The following is a 20716-nucleotide window of genomic DNA, read 5'->3' on the forward strand; positions in this document are numbered from 1 at the left end:
CAGTAGATTGGCCTCATGGGTTACACCCGGCGCCGGTTCGCGCGTGACGCCCTTCGTACTTCTGCAGCCGCCGCCGGTGGCGCCGGAGCAACCTGGGGCGCGTACGCGTTGCTGAACAAGCAGGCGCGTACCGCGCGCACCGTGATTCCGCACCGCACCGACAAGGCACCGTCGAAGGACGGCGTCTACTCCCCCGGCCGAGAAGCGGTCGAGCGCCCGGGCCCGGCGCATCCGGCTGACGTCAAGCTGATGGTGTTCGGTGATTCGACTGCCGCCGGCCTCGGGGTCGACGATGCGGAGCACACCCCCGGCGTGCTGATTACGCGCGGGATCGTCGCCGAGACCGGTCGTACGGTGCAGTACGCGTGCAAGGCGATCGTCGGTGCCACGTCGAAGGGGCTGGCCGGCCAGATCGAGGCGGCCTTCATCGCGAAGCAGATCCCCGATGTGGCGGTGATCATCGTGGGCGGCAATGACGTCACGGCACTCAACGGGATCGAATCCTCGGCCCGCAGGCTGGGCGATGCGGTGCGGCAACTGCGGGAGGCGGGCGCCGAAGTGGTGGTGGGCACGTGTCCGGACATCGGGGTGGTGACGGCGATTCCGCAGCCGCTGCGGTCGGTGATCCGCCGGTACGGCCTGCAACTCGCAGCGAGGCAGAAGGCCCAGGTGTTGGCGGCGGGCGGGCATCCCGTGCCGTTCGCCGACACGCTGACGCCGGAGTTCTTGCAGGCGCCCGAGAGGATGTTCTCGCCCGACAACTTCCACCCCTCCGCGGCGGGCTACGAACTCGCGGCGCGATTGGTCCTGCCGGAGGTGCTGGCCGCGCTCGGTGAGTGGCACGGACCGCTGCCGTCCCCACCCGAGGTCTCGGAGGCGGCGGACGCGCAACGGATCTCGGCCCGGCTGCGTCGGCTGTTCGGTCGCGGCTGAGCCGTCGTTGCGACGCAACCGTGCCACGGCGACGGCCGATCGGTGCGTGAACCGCGCACGACGAAGGCCCCCGCCGGGGCGAGGGCCTTCGTTTCAGGTCAGCGACTAGTCGTTGCTGTAGAAGTAGCTGAGCAGTCGCAGGATCTCGACGTACAGCCACACCAGGGTGATCGTGAGGCCGAACGCGACGCCCCATGCGGCCTTGGCCGGAGCGCCCGCGCGGATGAGCTGATCGGCCTGGTCGAAGTCCAGCAGGAAGCTGAACGCCGCGATGCCGATCATCACCAGCGAGAAGATGATCGCCAGAGTGCTGCCGTCACGCAGTGGGCCCGCACCGCCCGAGAACAGGCCGATCACCAGGTTGCCCAGGGCGAGCACCATGGCGCCGATCAGCATGCCGAACATCATGCGAGTGAAGCGCGGGGTCACGCGGATCGCGCCGGTCTTGTAGACCACCAGCATGCCGATGAACACGCCGAAGGTGCCCAGGATGGCCTGCGAGAGGAAGGCGCCGGCGTTGATACCGTCGGCGATCACCCAGTTGGCGAAGACGTACGAGATCGAACCGACGAACAGGCCTTCGAACGCGGCGTAGGAGAGCACGATCGCCGGGTTGTCCATCTTGCGACCGAAGGTGCCGATGAGCACCAGCACCAGGCCACCGATGGCGCCGACGATGGTGAGCGGCGTGGCGAGGCCGGGGTTCGCGCCCACCAGGAAGTACGAGGCGGCCGCGAAAACGATGAGCACGCCGAGGGTGGCGGCGGTCTTGGTGACCACATCGTCGACCGTCATGGTGCGGCCACCGGTGGTGGTCTCGTACGGGGCCTGCGGCTGGCCGTACTGCATGCCCTGCGCCGCACCCGCGGCACCCATGCCGAATCCGGCCGCCTGGTTGAAGCCCTGCTGGTTATAGCCCTGCGGATACCCCTGCTGCGGTACGCCCGCCGGCTGCTGATTCCCGCGCGTCATTCCCCGCAGGATCGGGTTGCTGCTTTCGCGCACCGTGCTGTCCTTTCGTTTGGTCACGTGCACCTACGTACTGTCCAACGATCGCGACCGCCCGGAGGTTCCCGATTCGGACACGTCATTTTACGAACAGCTTACCCACCCGGCGGCGCTCCCGCAGAAGCGAATCAGGCGGCGGGTCGATCGAGCAGGTCGTAGAGGCGCTGCCGGAGCTCGGTGGGCGCGATCGCGGAGGCGATGGCGGCGAGAGCGTCTTCGTCGTCGCTGCGCATCACGCCGAGCAGCACATGCGCGGCACCGATGCTGCGGTCCTTGCGGTGCGTCGATTCGCGGAGTGCGAGTTGGAGTGACTTCTTCGAGCCGGGCGCGAACGGGATGTGCCCGGTGGCGAAGCGTTTGCGGATCGGCCGCAAGATGTCGAAGCCGAACTTGGACGAGACCGCGTCCGCGATCGCACCGACATCGATGCCGATCCCCTTGAGTGCGGCGGCGTCGCCCTCAGTGATCACGCGGCCGGCGTCGGAGGCGCGGACCGCGTCGGTGGTGAGACCGACATCGGTGAGTTCGCGCTTGAGATCGTCGTCGGCGCAGTCGAGTACGCCGAGGAGAAGATGAGTGGGTGTGATCCGGTCAGCGCCCGCGTCGCGGGCCTCTTCCTGGGCGAGCACCACGGCGATGCGGGCGCTCTTGGTGAACCGTTCGAACATGTCACGTCCTGTTTCCCGGCTTACTTGCCGTACTTCTTGTGCACCGCTTGGCGACTGACCGCGAGGTGTGCGGCGATGTCCTGCCAGGACCAGCCGAGGTTCCGGGCGTTGGCCACCTGGACCGCCTCGAGCTGATCGGCCAGTTTGCGCAGTGCGACGACGGCGCGGAGCCCCGCTGCGGGGTCATCCGATGCCGCCGATCCGACGAGGGTGGGTGGTGAGCTCACAACGTCAATCTACGTTGACACGACTAGGCTGTCAACACAGATTGACAGGTTCGACGGTGCGCGGCACGCGCTACGCTCGTCGGCGCGCCCCTATAGCCCAATTGGCAGAGGCAGCGGACTTAAAATCCGCACAGTGTCGGTTCGAGTCCGACTGGGGGCACAACAACCAGGCCTAATCGATAGCTTCAGCCCTCACCTGGCTTCGGAGCCTCTTCAGCAGAGCACCGGGGTCTCGCTGAGCTTGCAATTCACGCCGTCGATCGTCACTGAGGCCGCCGCGCGATAATAGATCGTCGACTTGACACTCTTCCGCTGGCTCGTCGATCTCGCATTCACCCACGAATCCGAAACGGTTGATCATTCGATCTCGGACAGCGGTGAACACAACGATATTGGTCACTCCTGCCCCCGCAAGTCCGTCGGGATCCGATCGCACTTGAGGTGCCCGTCGGTTCATCTCTGAAAGCATGACCGCCACATCGGCGTAGTAGATCGTCAGTTCGTTTGCCAGCTTGCGCGTATCGGAATTGGCGCTCTGGAACACCAACACCCGATTGGTGGCCTCGCCTATTTTTGCTTGCGACGCCCACAGGTCATCAGCAGCGCGCGGGTCGAGGTTCATTTGCAACGGATCACGAGTCACCGACGGACCGAAATACTCGGCAGCCGAGCGCTCGATCGCGTGATGAACGGCCGAGATCGAGTCGAGTGCCTTCAAATATCCATCGGTACGCTGCGTACTCGCGTACTGCTTCGCCGTGTAGTGAGACGCAAGCATCGCGGATGGAACCACCGCAATCAATGCTGAAGCCATGGCCATGAGGCCAGATGCCAGCCAGCCGGGACCTGCCTTCTTGGGCAGGTAGTTGCGGATCGCCTTTCCTGTGCTCATGCAGCGGAGAGTACGACGCCAGTCCGACAAGCTATGCCCATCAGGACTCGTGCTCGCACCACTGGCCGCCTTCCCAGGCACACGGGCAGGGCTACGCGAGGAACCCATCGTCAGCGAACCACTCGGTAGTGCATGAATTGCACACCGCAGGCGAAGGATTGGGAGCCGATGCGTTCCAGCTCCGTCATCCTGCCCTGCTGCGGGAAGTACGGGATACCGCCGCCGAGGAGCACCGGATGCACGCGCACGCGGTACTCGTCGAGAAGGTCGAGCCGCGCCGCCTCGGCAGCGAGTTCGGCGCCGCCGATACCGATGTTCCCCTCCCCCGGCTGATCCCGCAGTTCCGCGATCTCGCTCGCCAGATCGCCGGTGGCGAGCCGGGTGTTCGCGCCGCGCACCTCGGTGAGCGTGGTGGAGAAGACCACCTTCGGGAGCGCCTTCCACAGCCGAGCGAACACCTTCTCGTCCTCGTCGAGCGGCTGTGTCTGCTCCGCGTCGTCCCAGTACAGCATCGTCTCGTAGAGCCGACGCCCGAGCAGGTGCACGGCGAGTCCGCGCACCTCGTCGGTGGCGAACCGGAACAGCTCCTCGTCGGGTTGCCCCCAGTCGAGCCCGCCGTCCGGAGCCGTGATGAACCCGTCCGCCGAGGTGGTCAGGGAATAGGTCACGCGGCGCATCGGCATCTCCTCGTCGGGGGGCGGATGCGACCATTGTTCACCCTTCAGCGGCACCGTCAGGCGCGATCGACGCCGATCGCGACCAGGAATCCTGTGCATGACGGCCGGACGATGAAGATCGAGACCGTTGACGGCTCCGAATCGGTGGTGAACTTCCTCACCACCGAGGGAGGGAGCTTGCCACTGCGGGCCGATTCGATAATCTAGATATCGTCGCAATCAGACATCCGGACGAGGCACACCGTACCCGGCCAGCGAAAAGACGGTGTGAACCAAGGAGGTTCACATCATGGCATGGATCGTTCTGATCATCTCCGGCGTCCTGGAGGCCGTCTGGGCCACCGCGCTCGGCAAGTCCGAGGGCTTCACCAAGACCACGCCGACCGTCGTCTTCGTGGCGGCTCTCATCGCCAGCATGGCGGGATTGGCGTACGCGATGCGCGACCTGCCGACCGGCACCGCCTACGCCGTCTGGGTGGGCATCGGCGCCACCCTCACAGTGGTCTACGCGATGCTCACCGGCGAAGAACCGGCGACGCTGATCAAGGTGTTGTGCATCGTCGCCATCGTGGGCGGCGTGGTCGGGCTCAAACTCGCGCACTGACCGTGTTCGACGGTGCGCCGCGCGTGTGCGCGGCCACCGCGCGCACGCCGCCGTAGGTCGCGATCCGCAGTAACCACTCGGCGGGTCCGTACCGGAATCGGTTGGCGGCGAATGATGTTGACAGCGAAGATGCCGCCGAGCGCGAATCCGCGCAGTGCGTCGAGGGGCTCGATCCGAGGCGCGGGAGCCGACGTGACCATGCGACGAACGCTAGGCCGGGCCCACTGCCGCGACCTCCGGGATGCCCCGGAGATCGTCAGGCTGCTACCGGGGCGAGTCGGCCTGCGGGGTCGAGCACCTGCTCGACGGCGCCGTGACGCTGCTCCGCGCGCAGCAGGGCGGTGTCCCACTGCTCGGGGTCGCTCAGGTCGGCGACGAGGGCGTACACCTCGCCCGAGAGCACGGCGACGACGTCGCGGAAGTTTTCGCCCACCGCTGTCACCCGGGTTCCGGCACGAGTCAGGTCACCCACCAGCTCCACCGTGGCCTTCGTGCCGTCCAGCACCACGACCACGCTCTTGACGGAAACGTTCTCCATGTCCTGCTCCCTTCGCCGGTGCGGGTGTTCCCCGCCGGTACGAGATCACCGTAAGCGGTGAATCCCGCTGCGGCGCCGCCAGAACGCTGTGAACGTGTCAACAGTTCGTTAACAAGAAGCAACAACCAACGTTTTCGCAGGTCAACCGCGAAGAAGCCCGATCGCGACACCGTCCAAAATGTCGTGTTCACTCACCATGAGCTCCGTCACACCTGCCGCCGCGAGGCGTTCGGCGAGCGCGATCACCACGAGCGCACCGCCGCCGATCACGTCGGCGCGTCCCGGATGCATCGGGCCCAGCGCGAGCCGCTGCGCCGAAGGCATGCCGACCAGCCGGGCGCACAGATCGACGAGCCGGTCGAGCGGCACCCGAGCACCGTGGATCCGGGCCGGGTCGTAGTCCGCGAGGCCGAGATCGAGCGCCGCGAGCGTGGTGAAGGTTCCGGCCACGCCGATCCAGGTGCGGACCCCAGTCAGGGGAACGACCTCGGTCGCCTGGTCGAGCGCGGCGTCGATCACGCCGCGCGCCGCGGCGATCTCCGCATCGGTGGGCGGATCGGACGGCAGGGCCCGTTCCGTGATCCGGACGCAACCGATGTTCGCCGAGTAGGCATCGGCGACGACGCCCGCAGAACCCGAGACCAGTTCGGTGGAGCCGCCACCGAGGTCGACCACGAGTACCGGATCGGTCGCCGAGAGTCCCGCGGTGGCACCGAGATACGACAATTCTGCCTCCTCGGTCCCGGCGATCACCTCGGCCTGCGCACCGGGCGTGATCCGGCCCAGCGCGGCGGCGGTGAGGGCGAGGAAGGTGTCGCGATTGGACACGTCACGGGCGGCGGAGGTGGCCACCATCCGAACGGCACCGGCACCGAGGCGCAATGCGGTGTCCACGTAGTCGTCGAGCGCCGCGCGCACCCGGTCGAGGGCCTCATCGGCGAACCTCCCGGTGGCGTCCACCCCCTGACCCAGCCGGACGATCCGCATCTCGCGGGTCAGTTCGATGAGACCGTCGCGCTCCTGCCGCGCGACGTAGAGGCGGATGCTGTTGGTGCCGCAGTCGATCGCGGCCACCGTCGTTCCGACGGCAGCGGTCACTGCTGGCCCCAGGGGTAGCGGGACTCCGGCCAGTCCGCGGGGATCGCGCTCCCGCGCAGGCCGGCCGCGGCGGCGAGCGCCACCGCCTCGTCGCCTAACCAGACAGTGCCCGGCCCCTCGGCCAGTGCGTACGCGATGAGCACGTGCAGGCATTTGACCCGGTCGGGCATGCCGCCGCCGGTGAAGTCGGTGCCCAAGTCGTCCAGCGCATTCCGCGACGCGAGATAGTGCGCGTGCGCGGCGCGGTAGTTCGCCGCGACCTCGGGATCGGAGGCGAGCAGCGCCTCCATCTCGCGCATCACGCCGGCGCTCTCCTGCCGGCTGGCCTCGGCCGTGAGCCGAGGATCGGTCAGGTAGTACAGCGTGGGGAACGGCGTTCCGTCGGGAAGGCGGGGCGCGGTCTTCACCACGGCCGGCTCACCGTCGGGCGTGCGGTAGGCCACGGCGAGCACACCGCGCGGTGTGCGACCGAGCTGCTCGGCGACCCGATCGAGGTCTGCCTGCGGCACGGCGTCGTCGGCGCCCATCAGTGCGGCACGGCGATCGTTCGCCACACGTTGGTGTACCAGGGGTTCTGCTTGGACTGCTCCGCCTCGATCTGCTCGGGCGTGGGCGCCGGGGCACCGGGGAACTGCACCCGGTACGCGGTCTCCCCGGGCATCACGTACTGCAGCCGGATCCTGGCCTGCTGCTTGATGTACGCAGGATCGTCCTGAAGTCGCTTCTGATCCTCGAGGCGGGCGATATCGGCGAGCAATTGGGAGTGCTCGGCCGCCACCTTGTCTTCGCGTGCCTGTTCGGACAGGTACGTCCGCACCGGCACAGCGAGGGTGAGTACCAGGACGCACAGCACCACGAACAGCACGACCACGCGACCGGCACCCCCTGAGTCGGGGCGGTCACCGTCCCGGGGGATGCGCCCGGTCACGACGCGGGTTCTGCTCACGGTGCTGTGCTCCTCGGTCGTCTCGGTCTAGCTGGTGAACTCGAAGCGCGGGAACGCGGTGTCGCCGGCGTAACGCGCGGCGTCGCCCAGCTCCTCCTCGATGCGCAGCAGCTGGTTGTACTTGGCGACGCGCTCCGAACGAGCCGGGGCACCGGTCTTGATCTGGCCGCTGCCCACCGCGACGGCGAGATCGGCGATCGTGGTGTCCTCGGTCTCGCCCGAACGGTGGCTCATCATCGTCTTGTAGCCGTTGTTGTGCGCGAGAGCGACGGCGTCCAGGGTCTCGGTCAGCGTGCCGATCTGGTTGACCTTCACCAGCAGTGCGTTACCGGCGCCGCGGGCGATACCGTCTTCGAGCCGCTCCGGGTTCGTGACGAACAGGTCATCGCCCACCAGCTGAATCTTGTCGCCGACGGCATCGGTGAGGTCGACCCAGCCCTCCCAGTCGTCCTCGGACAGCGGATCCTCGATGGAGACCAGCGGGAACTCGGTGATCAGCTTGGCGTAGAACTCGCCCATCTCGGCGGCGCTGAGCACCTTGCCCTCGAACTTGTAGCCGCTACCCGCGGTGTAGAACTCGGTGGCGGCCACGTCGAGCGCGAGAGCGACATCGGATCCCAGCTTCAGGCCGGTCTTGCCGATGGCCTCGGAGATCAGCTCCAGGGCCTCACGCGTGCCACCGACCGACGGGGCGAAGCCGCCCTCGTCGCCCAACCCCGTGTTGAGCCCCTTGCTCTTGAGCACGGACTTGAGCGAGTGGTACACCTCGGTGCCCCAGCGCAGCGACTCTTTGAAGGTCTCGGCGCCGATAGGGGCCACCATGAACTCCTGCACGTCGACACCGCTGTCCGCGTGCGCGCCGCCATTGAGGATGTTCATCATCGGGACCGGCAGGATGTGCGCGTTCGGGCCACCCAGGTAGCGGAACAGGGGTAGCGCGGCCGACTCGGCGGCAGCCTTCGACGCGGCCAGCGACACGCCCAGCAGGGCGTTGGCCCCGAGCCGGCTCTTGTCCGGGGTCCCGTCCAGGTCCAGCAGGGTCTGGTCGATGATTCGCTGCTCGTCGGCGGGGATGCCGATGACCTCGGGCGCGATCACCTCGAGCACGCCCTCGACAGCCTTGGTGACGCCCTTGCCGCCGTAGCGCTCGCCGCCGTCGCGGAGCTCGACCGCCTCGTGCTCTCCGGTCGACGCACCCGACGGCACCGCGGCGCGGGCGAAGCTGCCGTCGGCCAGCACGATCTCGACCTCGACCGTGGGATTGCCACGGGAGTCGAGGATCTCTCGGGCGCCTACCTGGATGATTTCGGACACGGTCTCTCCTTATGCACTGGCCGAGCTCACGACAATCTCGGCGCCCAGCCTAATGCCCGCCCACAACGACGCGAAGCTCGGCGCGCGGACGGGGCGAATCAGGCCGATTCGAACCGGGTGACCACGGCCACGCCGGAGTTACCCTGCGGGCATGACCGTGGTGCCCGTTCTCGACCTCTCGCTCCTGGACACCGCGCCGGAGCAGTTCGACGCACTGGTCCGTACGGCCGCACACGACGTGGGCTTCTTCTACCTCACGGGGCACGGCCTCGGCGCCGACCGGATCGACGAGATACTCGCCGTAGCGCGGCGGTTCTTCGCACTCCCGCAGAGGGAGAAGGACGCCATCGCGATGGCGAACTCGCCGCACTTCCGCGGTTACACCCGGCTCGGCGGCGAGCTCACCCGAGGCGCCGTCGATTGGCGCGAGCAGATCGACATCGGGCCGGAGCGGGCCGCACCGACGGGCCCCGGGCCGGACCATCGCAACCTGGTCGGCCCGAATCAGTGGCCCGCGAACCTGCCGGAGTTGCGCACCGTGATCGAGCGCTGGGATGCCGACCTCTCACGGATCGCGCTGGATCTCTTGACCGCCTGGGCACGGTCGCTCGGCGCCGACCCACGGGTGTTCGACGAGGCCTTCACGACCGATCCGGCGACACTGATCAAGATCGTCCGGTATCCGGCGGGCACCGACACCGAGCAGGGCGTGGGCGCGCACAAGGACTCGGGCGTGCTCACCCTGCTGCTGGCGGACCCGGATTCGGAGGGACTCCAGGTGCTCCCGCCCGGCGCCGACGAATGGGTGGACGTACCACCGCAACCCGGAACATTCATCGTCAATATCGGCGAAATGCTGGAAGTGGGCACCGAGGGCTACCTGCGCGCCACCGAACACCGCGTGGTGAATCGCCGTGCCGGTGCGGACCGGATCTCGGTGCCGTACTTCTTCAATCCGTCGGTGCATGCGCGGATGCCGCAGCTCCCCCTCCCCGCCGGGCTGCGCTCGGGGGTCACCGTGGATCCGGAGAACCCGATCTTCGACACCTACGGCGAGAACGCGTGGAAGAGCAGGCTGCGAGCGCACCCCGACGTCGCGGCGCGGCACTATCCGAATCGGTCTCCCAGCGCGACGGCGGAACCTATCGTGGAGGCATGACCGGCGCCGCCCCGCTCGTCCTCATCTACAGCTCCAACGCGCGTCACCGCGCGGAGATCGCGGCGGCGCTGGGCACGCGCCCCTCTCCTGCCCTCCCGCCGATCACGGTGACCGAGGCGGCGACCGCTCCCACCGTGGTGGCCCGACTCGACCAGGGCGGAATCGATCTCGCGATCCTCGACGGCGAAGCCTCCCCCGCCGGCGGCCTCGGCCTGGCCCGCCAGTTGCGCGACGAGATCGATCCCTGTCCGCCGCTGCTGGTGATCACCGCGCGCCGGGCGGACGGATGGCTCGCGACGTGGTCACACGCCGACGCGTGGGTCTCGCACCCGCTCGATCCCTTCGAAGTGGCCGCCGCGGCGGCGAGCCTGCTCGCGACGACCGTGGAGCGACACACCGCCGCTGAATTCCTCGAATAGAACCCGTACCCCCGCTCGCGACTATAGGGTTGTGATGTAGCTCACAAACGAAGTCAGGGTGGCCTAACCGGTTCTCTCCTTCGGCTTTTCGCACACACAGCGGAGGGAGCAGGGCCGTGAATCCGTACGTGCCGATCCTGGTACTCGGGGCGATCGCGACGGCCTTCGCCGTGTTCTCGGTCGGGGTCGCACAGTACGTGGGGCCGCGTCGCCGCAATCGGGCCAAGCTCGAAGCCTATGAATGCGGTATCGATCCCTCCCCGCATCCCACCGGGGGTGGCCGCTTCCCGGTGAAGTTCTACCTGACGGCGATGCTGTTCATCATCTTCGACATCGAGATCGTCTTCCTCTATCCCTGGGCGGTGCACTTCGATGTGCTCGGCGCGTACGGCCTCGCCGCGATGGCGCTGTTCCTGGTGAACGTCACCGTCGCCTACGCCTACGAGTGGCGCCGAGGCGGTCTCGAATGGGACTAGAGGACAAGGTCCCCGGCGGCTTCCTACTCTCGACTCTGGAGACGGTGGCCGGGTACGCGCGGAAGGGATCACTGTGGCCCGCCACCTTCGGCCTCGCCTGCTGCGCGATCGAGATGATGGCCACCACCGGCCCTCGGTTCGACATCGCCCGGTTCGGTATGGAGGCCTTCCGTGCCTCCCCCCGGCAGGCCGATCTGATGATCGTGGCCGGCCGGGTCAGCCAGAAGATGGCGCCCGTACTGCGGCAGGTGTACGACCAAATGGCCGAACCCAAATGGGTACTGGCCATGGGAGTCTGCGCCAGCTCGGGTGGCATGTTCAACAACTACGCCGTCGTCCAGGGCGTGGATCATGTGGTGCCGGTGGACATCTACCTGCCCGGCTGCCCACCCCGTCCGGAGATGCTGCTCAACGCACTCATCGCCCTGCACGACAAGGTCGCCGACACCCCGATGGGCAGCCACCGCGAAGAGGCCCGGCGGGCGGCGGAGGAGGCCGCACTCAACACCCGCCCCACCATCGAGCTGAAGGGATTGTTGCGATGACCGACGATCCCGACGGCACCGTCGAACCCGTGGGCCCGCCGCCCGAGGTGGTACGCACCCGGCACGGCATGTTCGGCTCGGCCGGGAGCGGCGACACCTCGGGCTACGGCCGGATCACGCGCCCCGTCACCATGCCGGGCCCCGGCGACGAGCCGATGCCCGACGGATACGACGGGGTGTTGACTCGCCTGCGTACTGCACTCGACGAGCACCAGGGTGCACCGCCGTTCGCCGAAGCGGTCCGCTCCGTGGTGGTCCACCGCGGCGAGGTCACGCTCCGGGTGCCCCGCCAACACGTGGTCGCGGTGGCCCGTCTGCTGCGCGACGATCCTTCGTTGCGATTCGAGATGTGCCTGGGCACCTCCGGCGTGCACTTCCCCGAGGACACCGGCGCGGAACTGCGCGCGGTGACCCATCTGCAGTCCATCACGTGGGGACGCCGGCTGCGACTTGAAACCCATTGCCCGCAAGCAGATCCACACATTCCCTCCCTGATCTCGGTGTATCCCACGGTGGATTGGCACGAGCGGGAGACCTTCGACTTCTTCGGCATCGTCTTCGACGGACACCCCTCGCTCACCCGGATCGAGATGCCGGACGACTGGGATGGGCACCCGCAGCGTAAGGACTACCCGCTCGGCGGGATCGGGGTCGAGTTCCTCGGCGCTCAGGTGGCGCCGCCGGATTCGCGGAGGTCGTATTCGTGACCGCCAGCTACACCGCCATGGGCTCGGACTGGGATGAGATCGCCGCGGAGGCCGTCGGTCACGAGCGGATCGTGGTCAACATGGGCCCGCAGCACCCGTCCACACACGGGGTGCTGCGTCTGATCCTCGAACTGGACGGCGAGACCGTGACCGAGGCCCGGTGCGGCATCGGCTTCCTGCACACCGGGATCGAGAAGAATCTGGAGTTCCGGACCTGGACCCAGGGCACCACCTTCGTCACTCGGATGGACTACCTGGCGCCCCTGTTCAACGAGACCGCGTACTGCCTGGCGGTGGAGAAGCTGCTCGGCATCACCGACGAGATCCCCGAACGCGCCACGGTGATCCGCGTCCTGATGATGGAACTCAACCGGGTCACCAGCGACCTCGTGGCGCTCGCCACCGGCGGTATGGAGTTGGGTGCGGTCTCGCCCATGCTCAAGGGGTTCGAGATCCGCGAGCAGATCCTGAACGTGTTCGAGACGATCACCGGGCTGCGGATGAACCACGCGTACATCCGGCCGGGCGGCGTGGCCGCAGACCTGCCCGACGACGCGCTTCCGCAGATCCGGGAGCTGCTGCGCACCCTGCCCCCGCAACTGGACTCGATGGCGGGAATGCTCACCGGCAATCCCATCTGGATGGCCCGCACCAAGGACGTCGGTTACCTCGATCTCACCGGAGCCATGGCACTGGGCATCACGGGGCCGGTGCTGCGGTCCACCGGGCTCCCCCACGACCTGCGGCGCAGCGAACCCTACTGCGGATACGAGGACTACGAGTTCGACGTCATCACCGATACCGGATGCGACTGCTACGGCCGGTACCTGATCCGCGTGCACGAGATGACGCAGTCGCTGCGCATCGTCGAGCAGTGCCTGGACCGTCTCGCGCCGGGGCCGGTGATGATCGACGATGCCCGGTTGGGCTGGCCGGCCGATCTCACCGTGGGGCCCGACGGTCTCGGCAACTCGCGCGCCCACATCGCAGAGATCATGGGCGAGTCGATGGAGTCGCTGATCCACCACTTCAAACTGGTCACCGAGGGCTTCGCGGTACCCGCCGGCCAGGTCGCCGTTTCGGTGGAGGCGCCGCGCGGCGAGCTGCTGGTGCACGCCGTGAGTGACGGCGGCACCCGGCCGTACCGGGTGCACTTCCGCGACCCGTCGTTCACGAATCTGCAGGCGGTGGCGGCGATGTGCGAGGGCGGCATGGTCTCGGATGTGATCGCCGCGGTGGCCAGCATCGACCCGGTGATGGGAGGAGTGGACCGATGAGCGAACCCGTCTTCCTCGAATTCGGTGCCCGGCCGGAGGAGTCCGTGCAGTTGTATCGCCCGGGTGCGCCCACGGAATACTCCGCCGAGGTCGCCGAGCGGCTGGCGGCCGACGCCGCTGTCCTCGTCGCCCGCTACCCCGAGCCGCGGTCAGCGCTGCTGCCCCTGCTGCACCTGGTGCAATCGCAGGACGGATACATCACGCCCGCGGGGATCGAATTCTGCGCCCGCACTCTGGAACTCACCGCCGCCGACGTGATCTCGGTGGCCACCTTCTATTCGATGTACCGGCGCGGTCCGACGGGCGAGTACCTCGTGGGCGTGTGCACCACCACGCTGTGCGCGGTGCTCGGCGGCGACGCGATCCTCTCGGCGCTGTGCGAACACCTCGGCATCGAGCCGGGCGGCACCACCGACGACGGCCGGGTCACCGTGGAGCGGATCGAATGCAACGCGGCCTGTGACTACGCGCCCGTGGTGATGGTGAATTGGGAGTTCTTCGACGATCAGACCGTGGCGAGCGCTCGCGCACTGGTCGACGGGCTGCGCACGGGAACAGCACCCTTGCCGACTCGGGGCGCGCCGCTGCTGCCCTTTCGCGAAACCGCCCGACTGCTCGCCGGTTTCGACGACGCGCGGTCCGGAGCCGTGGCCGCCTCAGGGGTGGGCGGCGAACCGACGCTGGCCGGACTCAGGAAGGCGCAGACATGACCGCCCGCCTCACACCCGTGCTGTCGGCCCAGTGGGACACCCCGGAGCCGTGGACCCTCGCCTCGTACCGCGCGAGCGGTGGCTACACCGGGATCGACCGGGCCCTCGCCATGACACCCGACCAGGTGATCGAACTGGTGAAGGAGGCCGGTTTGCGCGGTCGCGGTGGCGCGGGGTTTCCCACCGGCCTGAAGTGGAGTTTCATCCCGCAGCTGCGTGCGGGGGAAGAACCGAAGCCGGGGGCGGACAAACCGCATTACCTGGTGGTCAACGCCGACGAATCCGAGCCCGGTACGTGCAAGGACATGCCGCTGATGTTCGCCACGCCGCACACCCTGATCGAGGGCGTGATCATCGCCTCGTACGCGATCCGGGCCCGGCAGGCCTTCATCTACGTCCGCGGGGAGGTGCTCGGCGTGCAACGCCGGCTGCGGGCCGCCGTGGCGGAGGCCTATGCGGCGGGCTACCTCGGGAAGCCGCTCGGTGAGAACGGATTCACTGTTGATCTGGTCGTGCACGGTGGCGCCGGCGCCTACATCTGCGGCGAGGAGACCGCCCTGCTGGACTCCTTGGAGGGCCGCCGCGGGCAACCCCGGTTGCGCCCGCCCTTCCCCGCCGTCGCCGGCCTGTACGCCTCACCCACGTGCGTCAACAACGTCGAATCCATCGCGAGCGTGCCGGCGATCCTGGCCAACGGCGCCGACTGGTTCCGCACCATGGGCAGCGAGAAGTCGCCCGGATTCACGCTGTACTCGGTCTCGGGCCACGTGGTGCGGCCCGGACAGTACGAGGCCGCGCTGGGCATCACGCTGCGGGAGATGCTCGAGCTGGCCGGCGGGGTGCGACCGGGGCACGAGTTGAAGTTCTGGACGCCGGGCGGATCGTCGACGCCGCTGCTGACGGCCGAGCACCTGGACGTGCCCCTGGACTACGAGGGGGTCGCCGGGGCCGGATCGATGCTGGGCACCAAGGCGCTGCAGATCTTCGACGACACGGTTTGCGTCGTGCGAGCGGTGCTGCGCTGGCTGGAGTTCTACGCGCACGAATCCTGCGGGAAGTGCACACCGTGCCGGGAGGGCACCTACTGGCTGGTGCGGTTGCTGCGCCGGCTGGAGCAGGGCGAGGGCGAACCGGAAGACCTCACCACCCTGGCCGACGTGGCCGACGGCGTTCTGGGCAAAGCCTTCTGCGCCCTGGGCGACGGCGCCGCAAGCCCGATCCAGAGCTCGCTGACGTACTTCCGCGAGGAATACGAACGGCACGTGCACGAGCGCGGCTGCCCGTTCGATCCCGCCGCCTCCCTGCGCGAGGCGCCGGTAGCGGGAGGCGCGCGGTGACCGCCCCGCCCACCGTCAAGGCGAGTATCGACGGGATCGAGATCGAGGTGCCACCCGGCACTCTGGTGATCCGCGCCGCGGAACAGCTCGGCATCGCGATCCCTCGGTTCTGCGATCATCCGCTGCTGGCGCCGGCCGGTGCCTGCCGCCAATGTCTAGTCGACGTGGAGGGGCAACGCAAACCACTGGCCTCGTGCACCACGACGGTGACCGACGGCATGGTGGTCCGCACGCAGGCCACCTCGGCCGCGGCGGCCGGGGCCCAGCGCAGTGTGATGGAACTGCTGCTGGTCAACCATCCGCTGGACTGCCCGGTGTGCGATAAGGGCGGTGAGTGCCCGTTACAGAATCAGGCGATGTCGGCCGGTCGCGCGCAGTCCCGGTTCCCCGCGGCCGACAAGCGCACCTACCCCAAGCCGATCCCGATCTCCGCCGAGGTGGTACTCGATCGCGAACGCTGCGTGCTGTGCGCCCGCTGCACGCGGTTCGCCGACGAGATCGCCGGCGACGACTTCATCGAATTGCTCGACCGTGGAGCGCTGCAACAGGTGGGCACCGCGGGCGATGAGCCACTCGATTCGTACTTCTCCGGCAACACCGTGCAGATCTGCCCGGTGGGTGCCCTCACCTCGACCGACTACCGGTTCCGCGCCCGTCCGTTCGACCTCACCTCGACCCCGTCAGCCTGTGAGCACTGCGCCAGTGGATGCTCGCTGCGGGTCGACCACCGCCGCGGCGAGGTGCTGCGCCGCCTCGCCGGTGACGATCCCGATGTCAACGAGGAGTGGAACTGCGACAAGGGCCGCTGGGCGATGCGCTACCCGACGCTGCCCGACCGCATCACCACACCGCTGGTGCGCGGATCCGATGGGGTGCTGGCCCCGGCGTCGTGGCCGGAGGCGATCGCCGTCGCGGCGGCCGGCCTGCGCGACCGTTCCGCGGCAGTGCTCGCCGGCGGGCGCGGCACCGTCGAAGACCTGTACGCGTACTCAGCCTTCGCGCGAGTAGCCCTGCACACCAACGACGTCGACTTCCGGGCGCGCGCGCACAGCGCCGAGGAGGCCGCGTTCCTCGGCTCCGGAGTGGCGGGCGGCGTGACCTACGCCGATCTGGAGGCCGCGCCCGTGGTGCTGCTCGTGGGCTTCGAGCCCGAGGAGGAGTCGCCGATCGTGCACCTACGGCTGCGCAAAGCGGTCCGCTCCGGTGCCACCCGGGTGCTCTCCATCGCGCCGTTCGCCTCCCGCGGCCTGGGCCGCCTGCACGGCGAGCTGATCGCCTGCCGTCCCGGCACCGAGGCCGCGGCACTCACCGACCCCGGCCTGGCAGAACAGATCCCGCCGGACGCGGTGATCATGATCGGTGAGCGCCTCGGCGAGGCGCCGGGCGCACTCTCCGCCGCCGCCGGGCTGGCCGCCACGACCGGGGCTCGTGTGGCCTGGATACCGCGTCGCGCGGGCGAACCCGGTGGCGTCGCGGCAGGCACGCTGCCCAATCTGCTACCGGGTGGCCGTGTCACCGCCGATCCTACGCATCACGCCGAGCTGGAACGGTTCTGGGACACTGCGCTGCCGATCGAGCCGGGCCGCGATACCGCCGCGATACTGGCCGCCGCCGAATCGGGCGAGGTTCAGGCGTTGGTGTGCGGCGCCGTCGAAGTCTCCGATCTCCCCGATCCCGACGCCGCGCGGCGGGCCCTGGAGAAGGCCTTCGTGGTGAGCCTCGAATTGCGGGCCTCCGCGGTCACGGCGCGGGCCGATGTGGTTCTGCCGGTCGCGTCGGTGGCACAGCGGGCCGGAACCTTCCGGAACTGGGAGGGTCGTGATCGTCGCTTTCCCGCCGCGCTCCCCGCTCCCGGCGCACTGCCGGATGCCCGAGTCCTGGCCGTGCTCGCCGCGGCGCTCGGCACGAACCTCGGCTTCACCGATGCCGACGGGGCCGCTGCCGCCCTACGCGATCTCGGCACCGTCGACGCAGTGCGGACCATCGAACCGGTGGCGGCCCAGCCGATGGCCCTGCCCGGCACCGGGGAGGCACTCCTCGCGACCTGGCGACAGCTGCTCGACCTGGGACGCGGACAGGACGGTCTGCCGAATCTCGCCGCCACCGCCCGCCCGCCGGTGGCCCGGTTGTCCGCCGGCACCGCTGCCGAGATCGGCGCCTCGGACTCCGTGACGGTATCCACCGCCCGCGGCGCGATCACGCTGCCGCTCAGCATCACCGATATGCCCGACCGGGTGGTGTGGCTCCCGCGGAACTCCCCGGGCAGCACGGTGGACGAGACGCTGGGCGTCGGCTGGGGAGCAGTCGTGCGGATCGGCACGCCATCATGACTTTCCGCGCGCTGGGACCGCACGAGAACGTCGACCTGTCGGCGTTCGGCCGCGATCCGCTGTGGCTGATCCTGGTCAAGGCGGTGGCGGTCTTCGCCTTCCTCGTACTCACCGTGCTCGCGGCGATCCTCATCGAACGCAAGGTGATGGCGCGGATGCAGCATCGCTACGGCCCCAACCGGCTGGGGCTGTTCGGCATCCTGCAGTCCCTCGCCGACGGCATCAAGCTCGCCCTCAAGGAGGGCATCACGCCGAGCGGCGTCGACCGGCCGGTGTACCTGCTGGCACCGATCATCGCGACGATCCCCGCTTTCCTCGCGTTCGCAGTGATCCCGTTCGGCCCGGAGGTGTCCGTGTTCGGAACCCGGACGCCGTTGCAGCTCACCGACCTTCCCGTCGCCGTGCTCTACATCTTGGCCGTCACCAGCATCGGGGTGTACGGCATCGTGCTCGCCGGATGGTCGTCGGGGTCGACCTACCCGCTGCTCGGCGGGCTGCGCTCCACGGCCCAGGTGATCAGCTACGAAGTGGCGATGGGCCTCTCCTTCGCCGCCGTGTTCCTCTACGCGGGCACCATGGCCACCTCGGGCATCGTGGCCGCGCAGGACGGTACCTGGTACATCTTCCTCCTGCTGCCCTCGTTCGCGGTGTATGCGATCTCCATGGTGGGCGAGACGAACCGCGCCCCATTCGATCTGCCCGAGGCGGAAGGCGAGCTGGTGGGAGGTTTCCACACCGAGTACAGCTCGCTGAAGTTCGCGATGTTCATGCTCGCCGAGTACGTGAACATGACCACGGTGTCCGCTCTCGCCACCACACTGTTCCTCGGTGGCTGGCATGCGCCATGGCCACTGAACCTGTGGGATGGTGCGAACTCCGGATGGTGGCCGGTGGTGTGGTTCGTCGCCAAGGTGTGGGTGTTCCTGTTCGCGTTCATCTGGCTGCGCACCACGTTGCCGCGACTGCGGTACGACCAATTCATGCGGTTCGGGTGGCAGCTGCTGATCCCGAGCGCACTGGTATGGATCCTGGTGGCTGGGGGCGTGCAGGCCTGGGCACTGGCGGGCCACGACACGACCGTGCTCGCCCCCGTGGTCTCGGTGGCCTTCACCCTCGCGGTGATCGGCGTTCTCGCGGTACGGCACCGCAAGCAGAAGACGCCACCGGAACCGCCCGACCCGCAGACATATTCGCTGCCCTTCGACCCGATGGCCGGCGGCTTCCCTGTGCCGCCACTGCCGGGACAGTACCTTCCCGAACACACGTCCACGGAGGTGTCCCATGGCTGATCCCCTCGGCCTCGGCGGATTCGGCACGACCCTGCGCACGATGTTCAGCAAGCCGGTCACCGAGAGTTACCCGGAGCAGAAGGAGCCCACCGCCGCGCGGTATCACGGCCGGCACCAACTGAACCGGTACGCGGACGGGCTGGAGAAATGTATCGGCTGCGAGCTGTGCGCGTGGAGCTGCCCCGCCGATGCGATCTACGTGGAGGGCGCCGACAACACCGACGAGGAGCGGTTCTCGCCGGGCGAGCGGTACGGACGGGTGTACCAGATCAACTACCTGCGGTGCATCGGCTGCGGGCTGTGCGTGAAGGCGTGCCCCACCCGCGCGCTCACCATGACCAACGACTACGAGATGGCCGACGGCGAACGCGCCGAACTGATCTACGACAAGGACCACCTGCTCGCGCCGCTCCAGCCCGGAGAGGAGCCGCCGCCGCATGCCATGCGCCCGGGCACCACCGCTGCCGACTACTACCGCGGCGAGGTGGACCAATGACCGGTGAGGAGGTCGCGTTCTGGGTCGTCGCCGTGCCCGCGGTGCTGTTCGCGCTGGGCGTGGTGGTGGCGTCGAAGGCCGTGTACTCCGCACTGTGCCTGGCGGCCACCATGATCCTGCTCGCCGTCGCCTATCTCTCGCAGGGCGCGATGTTCCTCGGCGTGGTCCAGGTCGTGGTCTACACCGGCGCCGTCATGATGTTGTTCCTGTTCGTGGTGATGCTGGTGGGTGTCGACTCGTCGGACTCACTCGTGGAGACCCTGCGCGGACACCGGGTGGCCGCGGCGGTCGCCGGTACCGGATTCGGCCTGCTGCTGGTGACGCTGCTGGCCCGGGCCGTGCTGCCGGTGCCGCGCCCCGTCGACGGGGTGGCCCCGCAGTACCCGCCGAACTCGGTGGAGGCCTTGGCCGACACCGTCTTCGTGCGCTACGTGTGGGCCTTCGAGCTGACCGCCGCACTGCTCATCACAGCGACCCTCGGAGCGATGATCCTCGCTCATCGCGAGAAGCTCACGGCGCCCCTCTCGCAGCGCGAGCAGTCCATCCTCCGATTCCGGGAGGGGCGTCGCGCTACTCCGCTGCCCAACCCCGGGGTGTACGCGCGGGGCAACGCGGTCGATCTGCCGGCCTTGTTGCCCGACGGTTCGCCTGCACCGGATTCGGTGAATCGCACGCTGACCCCGCGCACGCCCGGACAACGCCGTGAGTTGCCCGGCCGCGGCCGCACCCTTGACGACGATCCGGTCACGAGCGAGGTGGCACCGTGAACCCGCACCTCTATCTGTACCTCGCAGCGCTGTTGTTCGCGATCGGCTCCGCCGGGGTGCTCCTGCGCCGCAACGCGATCGTGGTGTTCATGTGCGTCGAGCTGATGCTCAACGCCGCGAACCTCGCACTGGTCACCGCGGGACGCATGCACGCGAGCGGACAGGGACAGGTCCTCGCCTTCTTCACCATGGTGGTCGCCGCCGCGGAAGTGGTGGTGGGCCTGGCGATCATCATCGCCATCTTCCGCTCCCGGCGGTCGGTGTCCGTCGATGAACCGCACCTGCTGAGGCGGTGACCC

25 protein-coding genes, 1 tRNA gene and 1 riboswitch are annotated in these 20716 nt (G+C 68.4%); of the genes, 16 read left to right on the forward strand and 10 right to left on the reverse strand.

Annotation, left to right across the window (positions count from 1 at the left end; genetic code table 11):
- Window positions 1-15 precede the first annotated feature (15 nt).
- Window positions 16-933: an SGNH/GDSL hydrolase family protein gene (locus TPAU_RS15770; protein ID WP_013127747.1), complete on the forward strand. Its 918-nt coding sequence runs from the start codon at window positions 16-18 to the stop codon at window positions 931-933.
- Between the two features lie 105 nt (window positions 934-1038).
- Here the strand turns inward: TPAU_RS15770 and TPAU_RS15775 are convergent, their stop codons facing one another.
- The 3 genes from TPAU_RS15775 to TPAU_RS15785 form a co-directional block, all read right to left on the reverse strand.
- Entirely contained in the window at window positions 1039-1938 is a 900-nt protein-coding gene (locus TPAU_RS15775) for a Bax inhibitor-1/YccA family protein (protein ID WP_013127748.1), read from the reverse strand.
- Between the two features lie 131 nt (window positions 1939-2069).
- Window positions 2070-2609 carry a Clp protease N-terminal domain-containing protein gene (locus tag TPAU_RS15780; protein WP_013127749.1) on the reverse strand — a complete coding sequence of 180 codons (540 nt, stop codon included), beginning with the start codon at window positions 2607-2609 and terminating at the stop codon, window positions 2070-2072.
- Between the two features lie 20 nt (window positions 2610-2629).
- Window positions 2630-2836 (reverse strand): hypothetical protein, encoded by a 207-nt coding sequence (locus TPAU_RS15785; protein WP_013127750.1) that lies wholly within the window; start codon window positions 2834-2836, stop codon window positions 2630-2632.
- Window positions 2837-2922: 86 nt separating this feature from the next.
- Here TPAU_RS15785 and TPAU_RS15790 point away from each other — a divergent pair.
- Window positions 2923-2996: transfer RNA gene (locus TPAU_RS15790), tRNA-Leu, on the forward strand.
- Window positions 2997-3008: 12 nt separating this feature from the next.
- On the opposite strand, the gene TPAU_RS15795 is transcribed toward TPAU_RS15790, so the two are convergent.
- On the reverse strand, window positions 3009-3728 hold the full coding sequence (locus TPAU_RS15795; RefSeq protein ID WP_013127751.1) for a hypothetical protein: 720 nt from the start codon (window positions 3726-3728) through the stop codon (window positions 3009-3011).
- A 110-nt stretch (window positions 3729-3838) separates the two neighbouring features.
- A complete protein-coding gene (locus TPAU_RS15800) occupies window positions 3839-4405 on the reverse strand; it encodes a dihydrofolate reductase family protein (RefSeq protein WP_013127752.1) in 567 nt (188 codons plus the stop codon).
- Window positions 4406-4612: 207 nt separating this feature from the next.
- Window positions 4613-4677: riboswitch (guanidine-III (ykkC-III) riboswitch) on the forward strand.
- Window positions 4678-4694: 17 nt separating this feature from the next.
- Here TPAU_RS15800 and TPAU_RS15805 point away from each other — a divergent pair.
- Window positions 4695-5009, forward strand: a complete 315-nt coding sequence (locus TPAU_RS15805; protein WP_013127754.1) for a DMT family transporter — start codon at window positions 4695-4697, stop codon at window positions 5007-5009.
- A 256-nt stretch (window positions 5010-5265) separates the two neighbouring features.
- On the opposite strand, the gene TPAU_RS15810 is transcribed toward TPAU_RS15805, so the two are convergent.
- The 5 genes from TPAU_RS15810 to eno all read right to left on the reverse strand — a co-directional run bounded on the left by TPAU_RS15810 (window position 5266) and on the right by eno (window position 8905).
- Complete coding sequence (locus tag TPAU_RS15810; protein ID WP_013127755.1) at window positions 5266-5547, reverse strand: SDR family oxidoreductase; 282 nt, start codon at window positions 5545-5547, stop codon at window positions 5266-5268.
- 141 nt (window positions 5548-5688) lie between these two features.
- Window positions 5689-6645, reverse strand: a complete 957-nt coding sequence (locus tag TPAU_RS15815; protein ID WP_013127756.1) for a Ppx/GppA phosphatase family protein — start codon at window positions 6643-6645, stop codon at window positions 5689-5691.
- Window positions 6642-7172: a DUF501 domain-containing protein gene (locus TPAU_RS15820; protein WP_013127757.1), complete on the reverse strand. Its 531-nt coding sequence runs from the start codon at window positions 7170-7172 to the stop codon at window positions 6642-6644. The genes TPAU_RS15815 and TPAU_RS15820 overlap by 4 nt, the downstream gene beginning before the upstream one ends.
- Entirely contained in the window at window positions 7172-7591 is a 420-nt protein-coding gene (locus TPAU_RS15825) for an FtsB family cell division protein (RefSeq protein ID WP_013127758.1), read from the reverse strand. Before TPAU_RS15825 ends, TPAU_RS15820 begins: the two co-directional genes overlap by 1 nt.
- 27 nt (window positions 7592-7618) lie before the next feature.
- Window positions 7619-8905, reverse strand: a complete 1287-nt coding sequence (gene eno, locus TPAU_RS15830; RefSeq protein WP_013127759.1) for a phosphopyruvate hydratase — start codon at window positions 8903-8905, stop codon at window positions 7619-7621.
- 151 nt (window positions 8906-9056) lie between these two features.
- Here eno and TPAU_RS15835 point away from each other — a divergent pair, with 151 nt between their 5' ends.
- The 13 genes from TPAU_RS15835 (at window position 9057) to nuoK (ending at window position 20713) form a co-directional block, all read left to right on the forward strand.
- Complete coding sequence (locus TPAU_RS15835) at window positions 9057-10064, forward strand: isopenicillin N synthase family dioxygenase (RefSeq protein ID WP_013127760.1); 1008 nt, start codon at window positions 9057-9059, stop codon at window positions 10062-10064.
- Window positions 10061-10483, forward strand: a complete 423-nt coding sequence (locus TPAU_RS15840) for a response regulator (RefSeq protein WP_013127761.1) — start codon at window positions 10061-10063, stop codon at window positions 10481-10483. Before TPAU_RS15835 ends, TPAU_RS15840 begins: the two co-directional genes overlap by 4 nt.
- Before the next feature lie 116 nt (window positions 10484-10599).
- On the forward strand, window positions 10600-10959 hold the full coding sequence (locus TPAU_RS15845) for an NADH-quinone oxidoreductase subunit A (RefSeq protein ID WP_013127762.1): 360 nt from the start codon (window positions 10600-10602) through the stop codon (window positions 10957-10959).
- Window positions 10950-11504: a NuoB/complex I 20 kDa subunit family protein gene (locus TPAU_RS15850; RefSeq protein WP_013127763.1), complete on the forward strand. Its 555-nt coding sequence runs from the start codon at window positions 10950-10952 to the stop codon at window positions 11502-11504. The genes TPAU_RS15845 and TPAU_RS15850 overlap by 10 nt, the downstream gene beginning before the upstream one ends.
- Window positions 11501-12211, forward strand: coding sequence for an NADH-quinone oxidoreductase subunit C (locus tag TPAU_RS15855; protein ID WP_013127764.1), 711 nt, complete (start codon window positions 11501-11503; stop codon window positions 12209-12211). The genes TPAU_RS15850 and TPAU_RS15855 overlap by 4 nt, the downstream gene beginning before the upstream one ends.
- A 17-nt stretch (window positions 12212-12228) precedes the next feature.
- Entirely contained in the window at window positions 12229-13488 is a 1260-nt protein-coding gene (locus tag TPAU_RS15860; RefSeq protein ID WP_049826005.1) for an NADH-quinone oxidoreductase subunit D, read from the forward strand.
- Window positions 13485-14198 (forward strand): NADH-quinone oxidoreductase subunit NuoE, encoded by a 714-nt coding sequence (nuoE, locus tag TPAU_RS15865; protein WP_013127766.1) that lies wholly within the window; start codon window positions 13485-13487, stop codon window positions 14196-14198. Before TPAU_RS15860 ends, nuoE begins: the two co-directional genes overlap by 4 nt.
- Window positions 14195-15535, forward strand: a complete 1341-nt coding sequence (gene nuoF, locus TPAU_RS15870; RefSeq protein ID WP_013127767.1) for an NADH-quinone oxidoreductase subunit NuoF — start codon at window positions 14195-14197, stop codon at window positions 15533-15535. The genes nuoE and nuoF overlap by 4 nt, the downstream gene beginning before the upstream one ends.
- On the forward strand, window positions 15532-17865 hold the full coding sequence (locus TPAU_RS15875) for an NADH-quinone oxidoreductase subunit G (RefSeq protein WP_013127768.1): 2334 nt from the start codon (window positions 15532-15534) through the stop codon (window positions 17863-17865). The genes nuoF and TPAU_RS15875 overlap by 4 nt, the downstream gene beginning before the upstream one ends.
- A complete protein-coding gene (nuoH, locus tag TPAU_RS15880) occupies window positions 17862-19154 on the forward strand; it encodes an NADH-quinone oxidoreductase subunit NuoH (RefSeq protein ID WP_013127769.1) in 1293 nt (430 codons plus the stop codon). The genes TPAU_RS15875 and nuoH overlap by 4 nt, the downstream gene beginning before the upstream one ends.
- Entirely contained in the window at window positions 19147-19650 is a 504-nt protein-coding gene (gene nuoI, locus TPAU_RS15885; RefSeq protein ID WP_013127770.1) for an NADH-quinone oxidoreductase subunit NuoI, read from the forward strand. The genes nuoH and nuoI overlap by 8 nt, the downstream gene beginning before the upstream one ends.
- Complete coding sequence (locus TPAU_RS15890) at window positions 19647-20417, forward strand: NADH-quinone oxidoreductase subunit J (protein ID WP_013127771.1); 771 nt, start codon at window positions 19647-19649, stop codon at window positions 20415-20417. Before nuoI ends, TPAU_RS15890 begins: the two co-directional genes overlap by 4 nt.
- Window positions 20414-20713 carry an NADH-quinone oxidoreductase subunit NuoK gene (gene nuoK / locus TPAU_RS15895; RefSeq protein ID WP_013127772.1) on the forward strand — a complete coding sequence of 100 codons (300 nt, stop codon included), beginning with the start codon at window positions 20414-20416 and terminating at the stop codon, window positions 20711-20713. The genes TPAU_RS15890 and nuoK overlap by 4 nt, the downstream gene beginning before the upstream one ends.
- The last annotated feature ends 3 nt before the right edge of the window (window positions 20714-20716 follow it).

This window comes from Tsukamurella paurometabola DSM 20162 (genome assembly GCF_000092225.1).
In the GTDB taxonomy this organism is placed as follows: Bacteria; Actinomycetota; Actinomycetes; order Mycobacteriales; family Mycobacteriaceae; genus Tsukamurella; species Tsukamurella paurometabola.

Bases quoted from the DNA above. Each gene is read 5' to 3' on its own strand.
- TPAU_RS15770 (WP_013127747.1), top strand. From the start codon at position 16: ATGGGTTACACCCGGCGCCGGTTCGCGCGTGACGCCCTTCGTACTTCT.
- TPAU_RS15780 (WP_013127749.1), bottom strand. From the start codon at position 2,609: ATGTTCGAACGGTTCACCAAGAGCGCCCGCATCGCCGTGGTGCTCGCC.
- TPAU_RS15795 (WP_013127751.1), bottom strand. From the start codon at position 3,728: ATGAGCACAGGAAAGGCGATCCGCAACTACCTGCCCAAGAAGGCAGGT.
- TPAU_RS15800 (WP_013127752.1), bottom strand. From the start codon at position 4,405: ATGCGCCGCGTGACCTATTCCCTGACCACCTCGGCGGACGGGTTCATC.
- TPAU_RS15805 (WP_013127754.1), top strand. From the start codon at position 4,695: ATGGCATGGATCGTTCTGATCATCTCCGGCGTCCTGGAGGCCGTCTGG.
- TPAU_RS15810 (WP_013127755.1), bottom strand. From the start codon at position 5,547: ATGGAGAACGTTTCCGTCAAGAGCGTGGTCGTGGTGCTGGACGGCACG.
- TPAU_RS15820 (WP_013127757.1), bottom strand. From the start codon at position 7,172: ATGGGCGCCGACGACGCCGTGCCGCAGGCAGACCTCGATCGGGTCGCC.
- TPAU_RS15835 (WP_013127760.1), top strand. From the start codon at position 9,057: ATGACCGTGGTGCCCGTTCTCGACCTCTCGCTCCTGGACACCGCGCCG.
- TPAU_RS15840 (WP_013127761.1), top strand. From the start codon at position 10,061: ATGACCGGCGCCGCCCCGCTCGTCCTCATCTACAGCTCCAACGCGCGT.
- TPAU_RS15850 (WP_013127763.1), top strand. From the start codon at position 10,950: ATGGGACTAGAGGACAAGGTCCCCGGCGGCTTCCTACTCTCGACTCTG.
- TPAU_RS15855 (WP_013127764.1), top strand. From the start codon at position 11,501: ATGACCGACGATCCCGACGGCACCGTCGAACCCGTGGGCCCGCCGCCC.
- TPAU_RS15860 (WP_049826005.1), top strand. From the start codon at position 12,229: ATGGGCTCGGACTGGGATGAGATCGCCGCGGAGGCCGTCGGTCACGAG.
- nuoE (WP_013127766.1), top strand. From the start codon at position 13,485: ATGAGCGAACCCGTCTTCCTCGAATTCGGTGCCCGGCCGGAGGAGTCC.
- nuoF (WP_013127767.1), top strand. From the start codon at position 14,195: ATGACCGCCCGCCTCACACCCGTGCTGTCGGCCCAGTGGGACACCCCG.
- nuoH (WP_013127769.1), top strand. From the start codon at position 17,862: ATGACTTTCCGCGCGCTGGGACCGCACGAGAACGTCGACCTGTCGGCG.
- nuoI (WP_013127770.1), top strand. From the start codon at position 19,147: ATGGCTGATCCCCTCGGCCTCGGCGGATTCGGCACGACCCTGCGCACG.
- TPAU_RS15890 (WP_013127771.1), top strand. From the start codon at position 19,647: ATGACCGGTGAGGAGGTCGCGTTCTGGGTCGTCGCCGTGCCCGCGGTG.